This is a genomic window from Bradyrhizobium sp. C9 (assembly GCF_002532045.1).
Lineage (GTDB): Bacteria > Pseudomonadota > Alphaproteobacteria > Rhizobiales > Xanthobacteraceae > Bradyrhizobium.
On sequence record NZ_NWTG01000016.1, the window covers coordinates 36,236 to 49,472 of the forward strand.

A 13,237-nucleotide genomic window follows, 5' to 3' on the forward strand; every position below is an offset into this window, starting at 1 on the left:
TCACCGCGCCGCGGTGCGGCCGAACAGGCCGTTGGGGCGCCAGAGCAGGATCACGATCATCACGGTGTAGATCACGAAGGGGCCGACCTTGGGCACATAATATTTGCCGGCGACGTCGGCGATGCCGAGCAGCAGCGATGCCAGGAACGGCCCGGTGATCGAGGAAGAGCCGCCGACCGTCACCACGATCAGGAAGTAGATCATGAATTTGAGCGGGAAATACGGATCGAGCCCGAGGATCTCCGCGCTCAGCGCGCCACCGAGCCCGGCGAGGCCGCAGCCGAAGGCGAAGGTGAAGGCGAACACCTGCGGCACGTTGATGCCGAGCCCGATCGCGGCGCGTGGATCGTCGACCGCGGCGCGCAGGCGGCTGCCGAACCGCGTCTTGGCGAGGATCAGCTGCAGCGCCAGCGTCAGCAGGCCGCAGATCACGACGATCATCAGCCGGTAACGGCCGATGCCGACGCCGAACAGATCGATCTGGCCCTCCAGCGCCGCCGGCAATTTGATGAAGACCCGCGACGATCCCATGATGTAGTCGACCGCCGCAACCGACATGAACACCAAGCCGATCGAGAACAGCACCTGATCAAGATGGCTGCGGCTATAGAGATGGCGGTACAGCGTGCGCTCCAGCACGACGCCGATCACGGCACTCCCGACAAAGGCGAGCGGCAGCGCCGCGAAAAATGGCCAGCCGGAATTGTTCACCAGCACGGCGCAGATATAGCCGCCGGCCATCGCGAAGGCGCCGTGCGCGAGGTTGACGAAGTTCATCAGCCCGAGCGTCACCGCCAGCCCGCAGGCCAGCACGAACAGCAGCATGCCATAGGCGACGCCGTCGAACAGATTGGTGAGGATAGAGGCCATGAACTCAGCTTAAGCGAGAGGGCGCAAACGACACCACGTCAACAGGATCGTCACGGCCGGGCTCGTCCCGGCCATGACGTGCAGCGAGCGGAGCTTTCGCGCGTCACTTCTTGGTCTTGCCGGAATCCTTGACGGCCTCGAAGGTCGCGAACTCGACGTTGTAGAGCTCGCCGTCGACCTTCTCGACCTTGCGGATGTAGATATTCTGCACGATGTCGCGGGTTTCCGGATCGATCGAGATCGGGCCGCGCGGGCTCTCCCACTTCATGCCCTTCATCGCCTCGATCAGTCTGTCGCCGTCGGTCGCACCATTGGTCTTCTTCAGCGCCTCGTAGATCAGGTGGATGCCGTCATAGCCGCTGACCGCCATGAAGCCCGGACGGTTGCCGAACGCCTTCTTGTAGGCCGCGACGAAATCCTTGTTCATTTGAGAGGGGTGCGCGGCCGAATAGAGATGCGCGGTCACCGCGCCGAGCGCGGCATCGCCCATGTTGTTGAGCAGGTCGTCGTCCATCACGTCGCCGGGGCCGATCACCTTGATGCCGCTCTTGTCGAGCCCGCGCTCGGCATATTGCTTCATGAAGTTGCCGCCCTGCCCGGCCGGCACGAAGACGAACATCGCGTCGGGCTTGGCATCCTTCATGCGCTGCAGGAACGGTGCGAAGTCGGGATTGGCGAGCGGGACCTTGACCTCTTCGACGATCTCGCCGCCGCCGGCGGTGAAGTGCTGCTTGAAGAAGGTCAGCGCGTCATTGCCCGGCGCGTAGTCCGAGGTCAGCGTTGCGACCTTCTTGATGCCGTTCTTGACCGCCCAATCGCCGACGATGGTGGAGGACTGCGCCAGCGTGAAGCTGGTGCGCACGATATAGGGCGAGCGCTCGGTGATGATCGAGGTGCCGGCCGCCATCACGACTTCCGGGATCTTGGCCTGCGTCGCCAGCGGCGCCGCGGCCAGCGCCGCGGGCGTCACGCCGAATCCGGCGATGAAGTTGACCTTGTCGTTGACGATCAGTTCCTGTGCGAGCCGCTTGGTGTTGTCGGGCACCGCGGCGTCATCCTTCAGGATAATCTCGATCTTCTTGCCGGCGACGGTGTCGCCCTTCTGCTGCATGTAGAGCTTGATGGCGTTATCGATCTGCTTGCCGGTCGAGGCCTGCCCGCCGGTCATCGGCAGGATCAGGCCGATCTTGACGGCGTCGTCCGCCCACGCCGTCATGCTGGCGCACAACCCCGGAAGCACGGCCGAAGCGGCGCCCCACAGCAACATCTTGCGACGATTGAACATCGACGTCCCTCCCCCTTCCATTGTTCTGCGTCGAGCCGAGTGCCCGGCCCTTGCCTTATCTTAACTCAACCAAGTCACAGCCGAGCCGTAACGCGACAAGGCGTTTCCCCGCGCCTTCTGTCAATCGGACGATGGACGTGTGTCGCGCACTGCGATTGGCCCAGCCGCAGAAACAAGTATCAGGATACCAGAATTATTTCCCGAAACTCAACGCCCCACATGAACCGCTCTCGGGTGCTCAGCCGTCGCAGGCTCAATTCATTTGTACGATCGTACAAATCAAGCGCCAATGTCAATAAACAAGCACAATTGCAGCCGAACGGTCGCGCCCAAGATCATCATCCATAAAGACCAGGGCTGTATGCTGCCGCCAATGCCGATATTCACACGCCACATCCCTGTCCTGACTGCCCTCGCGCTCGCGGCCTGCGCGCTCGGGGGATGCAGCTCCCAAAAACTCTCGGCCGGACTGGCCGACACCATTCCAGCCTGGGCCGGCGGTCTGCCTGCAGACGCACCGCCGCGGGCGGGCACCCCCGAATACGACAAGTTCATGCAGGAGCGGGAACGCAAGCGCCTGATGCCCGCGGCGGAGCGTGGCGACGGCGCCAAGCCGGCAGCGCCGGCGCAGAGCGCCACCCAATGACCGCTTAGCCCGGCGAATCCTCGCTGAGGATTTCGCCGCAGCAGCCGAACTCCACCATATGAACGGTGACGTAGTCAGCACGACAACCGGATGAGCCTTCGGATCAGTCCACGAACACCACGGTCTTGCGCCCGTTGAGGATGACGCGATCGGCGAGATGGTAGCGGATCGCCCGCGCGAGCACGCGGCGCTCGATGTCGCGGCCCTTGCGCACGAGATCTTCCGGCGTGTCTCGATGGCTGATGCGCTCGACGTCCTGGTCGATGATCGGGCCCTCGTCGAGATCGCTGGTGACGTAATGCGCGGTGGCGCCGATCAACTTGACACCACGCTCATGCGCCTGGTGGTAGGGCTTGGCGCCCTTGAAGCCCGGCAGGAAGGAATGATGGATGTTGATGCAGCGGCCCGACAGCCGCGCTGACATCTCGTCGGACAGGATTTGCATATAGCGGGCCAGCACCACGAGGTCGGTGTTGGTGTCCTGGACGAGCTTCCAGACCGCGTCTTCCTGCTGCCGCTTGGTCTCTTTGGTCACCGGCAGATGATGGAACGGGATATCGCCGAAATCGAGCGAGCCGTAGCTCTCGCGTGGATGGTTGGAGACGATCGCGGTCGGGATCATCTCGAGCTCGCCGGTGCGCCAACGATAGAGGATGTCGACCAGGCAGTGATCGGACTTCGACACCAGCAGCATCACCCGGCGGCGGCTGGCGCGATCGCGCATCTGCCACTCCATGCCGAAGCGTTCGGCAATCGCGGTAAAGCCGGTCTGCAGCGCAGCCAGCTCCACCGCAAGATCGGCCGCGGTGAAAACCACGCGCATGAAGAACTTGCCGGTTTCGATGTCGTCGAACTGCTGGGCGTCCAGGATGTTCTGCCCGTTATGCGCCAGAAACGTCGAGACCGCGGAGACGATCCCCGGTCGATCCGGACAGGACAGGGTCAGAACGAATTGATGGTCGGGCATGCCAATTGACCAAAGCTTGAGCAGATATGTGGAACGATCATTTTCGGCCCTCGTCTACACCGCAGGCGGCCTTGCGCCAATCCCGGCACGGGGGTCAAATCGGCCAAATGACGACAATGTTTGTTAGGGACCATCATGGCTGACCGGCTGAACGGCTACCGCATCCTGATCCTCGAGACGCGCGAGGGGGCGCAGTTTTCCCGCCTGCTCGCCGAGCAGGGGGCGGACGTGCTGCAATGTCCGATGTTCTCCATCCACGACGCGCCTGATCCGGCGCCGATCGAGGCCTGGATTCGCCGCGCCATCGAGCGGCCGCTCGACGACCTCGTGCTGATGACCGGCGAAGGCCTGCGCCGGCTGATGAAGGTGGTGCGCCGGATCGGGGTCGAGGCGGAGTTTGTCGGCAGCCTCGGCAAGGCGCGCAAATTCGCCCGCGGTCCCAAGCCCGGCCGCGCGCTGCGCGAGATCGGCCTTGAGCCGCAAATGACAACGGAGAAGCCGACCTCGGAAGGCGTTGCCGAGATGCTGTCGAAGCTCGACTTGAGCGGCCATCGGCTCGGGTTGCAGCTCTATCCGGACAAGGACCACGCCGCGCTGATCGGCGTGATCAAGGCGCAGGGCGCCGAGGTCGATACGGTGCTGCCCTATGTCTACGACGCGCAAGCCGCCGACGCCAACATCGTCACTGCGATCGAGGAGATGGCGCAAGGCCGCATCGATGCGATCGCCTTGACCAATCTCGGCCAGGTCCGCCGCCTCATCGAGGTGGCCCGGGCGCGCGGCTGCGAGGACAGGTTGCGCCAGGGGTTCGAGCGTACGCCGATCGCGTCCGTCGGACCGGCGGTATCGGACGAGCTCAAGTCCCATGGCCTGCGCACCGATATCTATCCGGCGGAAGACGCCTTCTTCATGCGGCCGTTGATATCGGCGATGGCGGCGGCGCTTACGAAAAATCCGCCGCGCGCGGCGGCACAGTAGTTGCTAGAAACCGTCATTGCGAGGAGCTCGCGACAAAATTGCAAAGCAATTCTGCGCTGAAGCGGCGAAGCAATCCATTTCGTCACAAGCGGTATGATGGATTGCTTCGCGGAGCCTGTCATCGGGCGGCGCTTCGCGCCGACCCGTTGGCTCGCAATGACGGCGTGGAAGCAGTGGAACGCTACTCCGCCGCCTGCTTCGTCTCGTTCAGATAGGCCTGATACGCGAGCTTGATGCCATCCTCGAGTGAGGTGGTGGCGCGCCAGCCGAGCTTGGCGAGCCGGCCGACGTCGAGCAGCTTGCGTGGGGTGCCGTCGGGACGAGCGGTGTCGAAGCTGGTCCCGCCGCGATAGCCGACGGCGGCGGCGACGACGCGGGCGAATTCGGCGATGGTGATGTCCTCGCCGGTGCCGATATTGACCAGCTCCGGTGAGGAATAGGTCTTCATCAGATGGATGCAGGCGTCGGCGAGATCGTCGACATAGAGGAATTCGCGGCGCGGCGTGCCGGTGCCCCACACCGCGACATTGCCGGCGCCGGAAACCTTGGCCTCGTGGAAGCGGCGGATCAGCGCGGCCACGACGTGGCTGTATTCGGGATGATAATTGTCGCCGGGACCATAGAGGTTGGTCGGCATCACGCTGATGAAATCGGCGCCATATTGGCTGCGATAGGCCTCGGCCATCTTGATGCCGGCGATCTTGGCAATGGCATAAGGCTCGTTGGTCGGCTCCAGCGGCCCGGTCAGCATCGAATCCTCGCGCAGCGGCTGCGGCGCCAAGCGCGGATAGATGCAGGACGAGCCGAAGAACATCAGCTTCTCGCAGCCATTGGCGTGGGCCGCCTGGATCACATTGGTTGCGATCGCCAGGTTGTCGTAGAGGAACTCGGCGCGCAGCGTGTTGTTGGCGACGATGCCGCCGACCTTGGCGGCGGCGAGGAAGACGGCCTGCGGCCGCTTCGCGGCAAACCAGGAATTGACCGCAACCTGGTCACGTAGGTCGACCTCGCTGCGCGACACCGTCAAGAGATCGGCCTGCTCGCGCGCCAGCCGGCGCATCAGCGCCGAGCCGACCATGCCGCGATGGCCGGCGACGAAAACCGTCTTGCCCTTCAGTTCAAACGCCGCGCTTGCCATTGGCCGCATCCTGCCTGGCCTCGATGAGATCGCTGGCGACCATTTCCTTCACCAGTTGCGCGAACGGGGTTTTCGGCGCCCAGCCGAGCTTGGCGCGCGCCTTGCTGGCGTCACCGATCAGGAGATCTACCTCGGTCGGACGGAAGTAGTTCGAATCGATCTGCACCAAGGTCTTGCCGGACGTCCTGTCGACCCCCACCTCCTCGACGCCCTTGCCGCGCCATTCGATGCTGCGGCCAATCTCCGCGAACGCCAGCTCGACGAACTCACGGACCGACCGTGTCTCGCCGGTTGCGAGCACGAAGTCGCCGGGCTCGTCGACCTGCAGGATACGGTGCATGCCCTCGACATAATCGCGGGCATGGCCCCAGTCGCGCTTGGCATCGAGATTGCCGAGATAGAGCTTGCTCTCCAGTCCGAGCTCGATGCGGGCGACCCCGCGCGTGATCTTCCGCGTCACGAAGGTCTCGCCGCGGATCGGGCTCTCATGGTTGAACAGGATGCCGTTGCTGGCGAACATGCCATAGGCCTCACGGTAGTTCACCGTGATCCAGTAACCGTAGAGCTTGGCGACGCCGTAGGGCGAGCGCGGATAGAACGGCGTGGTTTCCTTCTGCGGCACTTCCTGCACGAGGCCGTAAAGCTCCGAGGTGGAGGCCTGGTAGAACCGCGTCTCCTTCTCCATCCCGAGGATGCGGATCGCCTCCAGCAGGCGCAGCACGCCGATCGCGTCGGCATTGGCGGTGTATTCCGGGCTCTCGAAACTGACCTGGACGTGGCTCTGAGCCGCGAGGTTGTAGATCTCGGTCGGCCGGATCTGCTGCACCAGACGGATCAAATTGGTCGAATCCGTCATGTCGCCGTAGTGCATCAGGAACGGCACGTTGCCGACATGCGGGTCCTGATAGAGATGATCGACGCGCGCGGTGTTGAGCGACGACGAGCGACGCTTGACCCCATGCACCGTATAGCCGAGGTTCAGCAGATATTCGGCGAGATACGCGCCGTCCTGTCCAGTAATGCCAGTGATCAGCGCAACGCGCCGCTTTGAGTCCTGAGCCGCCATATCATCTCCAGAGAGCGCGAAAACCGCGCGTTCCCGACGAGGCCGGTCTGTAGCAGACGGCTTCCTCTAAGTCTAATACGATAATCGGTTTGAAATCAGCCCCTTAGAGTCGCTGAAAAACCGCCAATCGGCGCGGAACCGGTCATTCCCCGTAGTGGCGCAACCGGTCGAGCTCGATGATCGTGACCCCGCCATATTCGAGCCGCAGCAGCCCTTCGCGCTCGAGCCGCTTCAGGCACTGGTTGGCGTTCTGCCGGGAGATTCCCGACAGCGCCCCGATCTCCTCCTGGGTGACCTCCAGGTGCAGGGTGAGCTCCGGGTAGAGAATCGGATTGAACAGCGAGGCGATCGAGCGCGCCAGCCGCGCGGTGGCGTCCAGCGTGCGGCCATACTCGAGCAGCGCGATGAACTGGCCGAGCCGCTCGTTGAGCTGCCCCACCAGGAAGCGGTTGAAGCCGACGCTGTTCTCGAACAGCCAGACGAAGGTCCGGCGATCCATCATCGCAAGGCGCGTGTCGCGCAGCGCGACCACGTCGTAGCGCCGCAGCTCGTTCTTGAGCACGCTGCCCTCACCGAACCAGGCGCCCGCCGTCAGGCCTGCGAAGCTCGCGGCCTTGCCGCCGCGCGAGACGATGCCCATCCGCGCCAGCCCGGTGACGATGCCGGTCCAATACTGGAAATTGTCGCCGCGCATGAAGATGAATTCGTTGGCGCGGTAGGACTTCTCGGAAATGCCGGCGCGCGCGATCTCGATTTCTTGCTCGCTCAATTCGCGCGACCAGGCCGCGATGCGCTTCAGGTAATCAGCAGCGATCATTCTAGCGACGGCATCCCACCCAACATATTGCACCGCAGCAACGCCGTGCGCGAAGCCATGGACCCGCGGCCTGGAATGCCAGCGAAAATTCCTGACCAATTGTCGGGCACATGACAATTCAACCTATCGCTTTCTCGTATTCAGAGCCACCTCGCGTAACGCCGCGCGTAGCGCTTCGATGGATCGCTGCAGGCGGAGGATGCGAGAGACGGGCTTGCAGGCGGGGTGCGGCGTTACCGCGCATGACGCGGGCGAAGGGGCGAGCGATGCTCCGAACGCCGGCTTCATTAGTCGGATGGTCTCCCTCCGGCGGCCCATGTAAGATCGAAACGTAAGATCGAAGTCGGATCGAAGCGAAGATAAAGAGCGCGCCGAAGCGCCCGTATCTGGAGGGAACAGGGTGGCTAATAGTCTCGAGGTGCGCGGAGTCTCATTGCGCTTTGGCGGCGTCCGCGCCCTGACCGAAGTGAGCTTCGGCGTCAACGAGGGCGAGCTGTTCTCCATCATCGGCCCGAACGGTGCCGGCAAGACCTCGATCGTCAACTGCATCTCCGGCCGCTACCGGCCGACCGAGGGCCAGCTGTTCTATCGCGGCCAGGACATCACCGGCCTCACCCCGAACGCGCGCCCGCGTCTCGGCATCGGCCGGACCTTCCAGAATCTCGCGCTGTTCCACCATATGAGCGTGCTCGACAACATCATGGTCGGCCGCCATCACCTCTTGAAGAACAACTTCATCACGGGATCGCTGTACTGGCTGACCGGCGCGCGCCGCGAGGAGCTGGAACACCGCCGCAAGGTCGAGGAGATCATCGACTTCCTCGACCTGCAGTTGGTGCGCAAGGCGACCGCGGGCACCCTGCCCTACGGCTTGCGCAAGCGCGTCGAGCTCGCCCGCGCGATGGCGCTGGAGCCGCAACTGATCCTGCTCGACGAGCCGATGGCCGGCATGAACTTCGAAGAGAAGGAGGACATGGCGCGCTACATCGTCGATCTCAACGAAGAGTTCGGCATGACCGTGATGATGATCGAGCACGACATGGGCGTCGTGATGGACATCTCCCACCGCGTCATGGTGCTGGATTTCGGCCGCAAGATCGCCGAGGGCGATCCGGCGGCCGTGCTCGCCGATCCCCACGTCAAGCGCGCCTATCTCGGCGAAGAGGACGAGGCGCTGGTCGATCCCGACGACAAGCCGGCCGTGCGGGAGAGCGCGGCATGATGGATTACGCCGGTCGCGCCGCGCAGGCCGACACCTTTCCCAAGATGCTGCGCCTCAACGCCAGGGAGCACGGCAGCGAGATCGCGCTGCGCGAGAAGGATCTGGGGCTGTGGCGCGAATTCACCTGGAACGACTACCAGACCCGCTCCCATGATTTCGCGCTCGGCATGGTCGAGCTCGGGCTCGGCCGCGGCGACGTGATCGGCATCATCGGCGACAACCGGCCGGACTGGGTCGCCGCCGAGATCGCGGCCCACGCGATCGGCGCGATGAGCCTCGGCCTCTACCGCGACGTGCTGGACGAGGAAGCTTCCTATCTCCTGACCTATGGCGAGGCCAAGCTGGTCTTCGCCGAGGACGAGGAACAGGTCGACAAGCTGCTCGGCCTCGCCGACCGGGTGCCTCACCTGAAACACATCGTCTATTCCGATCCGCGCGGCATGCGGAAATACGACGATCCGCGCCTGATGGAGGCGAGCAAGCTGGTCGCACTCGGCCGCGACCGCGCTGCGCGCGAGCCTGGGCTCTACGAGCGGCTGGTCGACGCCACCAAGGGCGACGACGTCGCGATCCTCTGCACGACCTCGGGCACGACCGCCAACCCGAAGCTTGCGATGCTCTCGGCCGGGCGCGTGCTGCGGCACTGCGCGACCTATCTCGCCTTCGATCCGAAGGGGCCGGACGACGAGTATGTCTCGGTGCTGCCACTGCCCTGGATCATGGAACAGATCTACGCCCTGGGCAAAGCGCTGCTCTCCCGAATGAAGGTCAACTTCGTCGAAGAGCCCGACACCATGATGCACGACTTCCGCGAGATCGCGCCGACCTTCGTGCTGTTCGCGCCGCGGGTCTGGGAATCGATCGCGGCCGACGTCCGCGCCGGGGTGATGGATGCCTCGCCGTTCAAGCAGCGGCTCTACGATCTCGGCATGAAGACCGGGCTTGCGGCGCTCGCCGAAGGCAAGCACTCGATGCTCGCCGACCAGCTCCTGTTCCGTGCGCTGCGCGACCGGCTCGGCTTCACGCGGCTGCGTTCGGCGGCAACCGGCGGTGCGGCGCTCGGGCCGGATACCTTCAAGTTCTTCCAGGCGATGGGCGTGCCGCTGCGCACACTCTACGGCCAGACCGAATTGCTCGGCGCCTACACGCTGCATCCCGAGGGCAAGGTCGATCCCGATACCACGGGCGTGCCGATGGCCGACAACATCGAGATCCGCATCGACAATGCCGACGTCAACGGCGTCGGCGAGATCGTGGTGCGGCACCCCAACATGTTCCACGGCTACTACAAGAACCCCGAAGCATCGGTCGCCGAGATCAAGGACGGCTGGATGCATTCCGGCGATGCTGGCTACTACAATGACAACCGGCAGCTCGTGGTGATCGACCGCATCAAGGATCTCGCCGAGACCTCGCGCGGCGAGCGCTTCTCGCCGCAATATATCGAGAACAAGCTGAAGTTCTCGCCCTATGTGGCCGAGGCGGTGGTGCTTGGCGCCGGCCGCGACGCGCTCGCCGCGATGATCTGCATCCGCTACTCGATCATCTCGAAATGGGCGGAGAAGAACCGGATCTCGTTCACGACCTATACCGACCTGTCCTCGCGGCCGGAGGTCTACGCGCTGCTGAAGAAAGAGGTCGAGACGGTCAACGCCACCCTGCCGCCCGCGCAGCGCATCTCTCGCTTCCTGCTGCTCTACAAGGAGCTCGATGCCGACGACGGCGAGCTGACGCGGACCCGAAAGGTCCGCCGCGGCGTCATCAACGAGAAATACGCCGACATCATCGAGGCGATCTACCGCGGCAAGGCCAGCATCCCCGTCGACACCGTGATCCGCTTCCAGGACGGTACCACGCAGCGGGTCCGCACCACGCTCGAGGTCGTCGATCTCGGCCGCGCCGCCATCGCGGAGGCCGCGGAATGACTGCTTTGCGAGAACAGGGCGCGGTGCGCATCAGTGTGCCCTCTCCCCTTGTGGGAGAGGGCTACACCGCTGGTCGACACGAACTCGCTTCGGTGAGGGGTCCTCTCTCAGCGATCCCGACGCGGAGACAACCCCTCACCCGGCCGCGCTTCGCGCAGCCACCCTCTCCCACCGGGGGAGAGGGGACTGGGAGCTGCCACACCCCATGAACACCCAGTTCCTGATCCAGCTGATCGTCAACGGCCTCGTGGTCGGCACGCTCTACGGCGTGGTCGCGATGTCGTTCGTGCTGATCTACAAGGCGACGCAGGTCGTGAACTTCGCGCAAGGCGAATTGCTGCTGGTCGGCGCCTGGGTGTGCTGGGCGCTGCTGACGAAGTACCAGGTGCCGTTCTGGGTCGGCATGCCGATCACGCTGGTGTTCATGTTCATCTTCGGCGTCGCGATCCAGGTCGTGATCCTGCGGCCGATGATCGGCGAACCGATCATCTCGGTGATCATGGTGACGATCGGCCTCTCGACCGTGTTCCAGGCCGCGCTGAAATGGATCTTCGGCGTCAACCCGCAGCCGTTCCCGCGCATATTCCAGAGCCAGTCGGTCAGCCTGTTCGGGCTGCAGATCCAGACCGTCTATGTCATGAGCCTCGTGGTCTCGCTCGCCATGATGGTCGGCATGGCCTGGTTCTTCCGCGCCTCCAAGTACGGCCTGGCGATGCGCGCCACCGCCTTCAACCAGCAGGTCGCGCAGTCGCTCGGCATCTCCGTGAAGAGCGTGTTTGCGATGGCGTGGGCGATCTCGGCCACGGTCTCGGCGGTCGCCGGCGTCGTGGTCGCCGTGGTCAACGGCGTGTCGTCCGGCCTCTCCGCCTACGGCATTAAGGTGTTTCCGGCCGCGATCCTCGGCGGGCTCGACTCGGTCGGCGGCGCCGTGCTTGGCGGCATCATCATCGGGCTGCTGGAAAACGTCGCCCAGTATGTCGACAGCGAATATCTGCATTGGGGCAATCTCTACGAGATCGCGCCGTTCTACGTCCTGATCATCATCCTGATGATCAAGCCGTACGGGCTGTTCGGCACCAAGGACATCGAGCGGGTTTAGGCATGATCGCCGAAAAGTGGAAACCGGTTTTCGGAAACGATCATGCCCAGACAAAAAGGGGCGTGACGATGACTTCACCCCGGCAGGGAGCACTATAGAGCCCCATGGCAACGAGCACCCTCATTCCGTCGGGCGATTTCCGCACCAGCTACGCGGCCGACACCACGATCTTCCCGACCGCGACCAGCCGCAACTTCGCGATCGCAGGTATCGCCCTCGCCTGCTTCGCGCCGATGCTGCTGTCGAACTACCTGCTCTCGATCGCGATCCAGATCGGCATCTTCGCGATCGCAGCGCTCGGCCTCAACGTTCTGGTCGGCTTCACCGGCCAGATCTCGATCGGCCACGCCGCGTTCTTCCTGTTCGGCGCCTTCACCTCGGCCTACATCTCCAACAATGCGCCGATCCCGGTGTTCTTCGCGATCCCCCTCGCCGGCGTGATCACGGCGCTGGTCGGCCTGGTGTTCGGCGTGCCGGCGGCGCGGCTGAAGGGGCTCTATCTCGTCATCGCGACGCTCGCCGCGCAATACATCCTGCTCGATTTCTTCTCGCGCGCCGAATGGTTCTCGGGCGGTTCGGTGCCGGCCAGCGCCAATCCGTTCTCGATCTTCGGCTACACGCTGCGCGGCGACCGGCAGTATTTCTACGTCGTGCTCGCCTACATGGTGATCAGCTACCTGCTCGTCACCAATCTGATGCGCACCCGCGACGGGCGCGCGCTGGTCGCGATCCGCGACCACTATCTCTCCGCCGAGATCATGGGCATCAACCTGACCAAGTACCGGACGCTGTCGTTCGGGCTTGCCGCCTTCTTTGCCGGCATCGCGGGCGCGCTCTACGCGCATTATCAGCTGGTCGTCTCCCAGGAAGGCTTTGGCATCGAGCGCTCGGTGCTGTTCCTCGCCATGGTCATCATCGGCGGCACCGGATCGGTAATGGGCACGCTGATGGGCACGGCCTTCGTGGTGCTGCTGCCGGAATCGATGGAATGGCTGAGCGCATGGCTGAAGGGCGGCGCCATCGACAAGGCGCTGCAGCTCAACAACAACATCACCTTCCTGCGCGAGATCGCGATCGGCCTGATCATCATCGGCTTCTTGATGTTCGAGCCGGATGGCCTCGCGCATCGCTGGCGGCAGATCAAGGCCTACTGGAAGCTTTACCCGTTCTCGCACTGAGGCATGGAACAACTCAAATTCGGTTCAACGAATAAAAGCAGGAGGA

At 63.9% G+C, this 13,237-nt stretch carries 12 protein-coding genes; 6 read left to right on the plus strand and 6 right to left on the minus strand.

The window, feature by feature from the left end; translation table 11 throughout:
- Positions 1 to 870, minus strand: a complete 870-nt coding sequence (locus CO675_RS26650) for a branched-chain amino acid ABC transporter permease (protein ID WP_097674812.1) — start codon at positions 868 to 870, stop codon at positions 1 to 3.
- Between the two features lie 103 nt (positions 871 to 973).
- Positions 974 to 2,155 carry an ABC transporter substrate-binding protein gene (locus tag CO675_RS26655; RefSeq protein ID WP_097674813.1) on the minus strand — a complete coding sequence of 394 codons (1,182 nt, stop codon included), beginning with the start codon at positions 2,153 to 2,155 and terminating at the stop codon, positions 974 to 976.
- A 289-nt stretch (positions 2,156 to 2,444) separates the two neighbouring features.
- Between CO675_RS26655 and CO675_RS26660 the strand changes: the two genes are divergently transcribed.
- Positions 2,445 to 2,801 (plus strand): hypothetical protein, encoded by a 357-nt coding sequence (locus tag CO675_RS26660; protein WP_502693410.1) that lies wholly within the window; start codon positions 2,445 to 2,447, stop codon positions 2,799 to 2,801.
- A 103-nt stretch (positions 2,802 to 2,904) separates the two neighbouring features.
- Here the strand turns inward: CO675_RS26660 and purU are convergent, their stop codons facing one another.
- Positions 2,905 to 3,768 carry a formyltetrahydrofolate deformylase gene (gene purU / locus CO675_RS26665; protein ID WP_097674814.1) on the minus strand — a complete coding sequence of 288 codons (864 nt, stop codon included), beginning with the start codon at positions 3,766 to 3,768 and terminating at the stop codon, positions 2,905 to 2,907.
- Between the two features lie 135 nt (positions 3,769 to 3,903).
- Here purU and CO675_RS26670 point away from each other — a divergent pair, with 135 nt between their 5' ends.
- Positions 3,904 to 4,746 (plus strand): uroporphyrinogen-III synthase, encoded by an 843-nt coding sequence (locus CO675_RS26670; protein WP_097674815.1) that lies wholly within the window; start codon positions 3,904 to 3,906, stop codon positions 4,744 to 4,746.
- Between the two features lie 181 nt (positions 4,747 to 4,927).
- On the opposite strand, the gene fcl is transcribed toward CO675_RS26670, so the two are convergent.
- The 3 genes from fcl to CO675_RS26685 form a co-directional block, all read right to left on the minus strand.
- The gene (gene fcl / locus CO675_RS26675; RefSeq protein ID WP_097674816.1) at positions 4,928 to 5,893 is read right to left on the minus strand and encodes a GDP-L-fucose synthase; all 966 of its coding nucleotides are present in this window, start codon (positions 5,891 to 5,893) and stop codon (positions 4,928 to 4,930) included.
- Positions 5,865 to 6,950 (minus strand): GDP-mannose 4,6-dehydratase, encoded by a 1,086-nt coding sequence (gmd, locus tag CO675_RS26680; protein ID WP_097674817.1) that lies wholly within the window; start codon positions 6,948 to 6,950, stop codon positions 5,865 to 5,867. The genes fcl and gmd overlap by 29 nt, the downstream gene beginning before the upstream one ends.
- Before the next feature lie 142 nt (positions 6,951 to 7,092).
- Positions 7,093 to 7,767, minus strand: coding sequence for a Crp/Fnr family transcriptional regulator (locus CO675_RS26685; RefSeq protein WP_097674818.1), 675 nt, complete (start codon positions 7,765 to 7,767; stop codon positions 7,093 to 7,095).
- Positions 7,768 to 8,167: 400 nt separating this feature from the next.
- Between CO675_RS26685 and CO675_RS26690 the strand changes: the two genes are divergently transcribed.
- The 4 genes from CO675_RS26690 to CO675_RS26705 all read left to right on the plus strand — a co-directional run bounded on the left by CO675_RS26690 (position 8,168) and on the right by CO675_RS26705 (position 13,191).
- Positions 8,168 to 8,989, plus strand: a complete 822-nt coding sequence (locus CO675_RS26690; RefSeq protein WP_097674819.1) for an ABC transporter ATP-binding protein — start codon at positions 8,168 to 8,170, stop codon at positions 8,987 to 8,989.
- Positions 8,986 to 10,914 (plus strand): long-chain fatty acid--CoA ligase, encoded by a 1,929-nt coding sequence (locus tag CO675_RS26695; RefSeq protein WP_097674820.1) that lies wholly within the window; start codon positions 8,986 to 8,988, stop codon positions 10,912 to 10,914. The genes CO675_RS26690 and CO675_RS26695 overlap by 4 nt, the downstream gene beginning before the upstream one ends.
- A 205-nt stretch (positions 10,915 to 11,119) precedes the next feature.
- Positions 11,120 to 12,013, plus strand: coding sequence for a branched-chain amino acid ABC transporter permease (locus CO675_RS26700; RefSeq protein WP_097674821.1), 894 nt, complete (start codon positions 11,120 to 11,122; stop codon positions 12,011 to 12,013).
- A gap of 104 nt (positions 12,014 to 12,117) precedes the next feature.
- Positions 12,118 to 13,191 (plus strand): branched-chain amino acid ABC transporter permease, encoded by a 1,074-nt coding sequence (locus CO675_RS26705; protein WP_097674822.1) that lies wholly within the window; start codon positions 12,118 to 12,120, stop codon positions 13,189 to 13,191.
- Positions 13,192 to 13,237 lie beyond the last annotated feature (46 nt).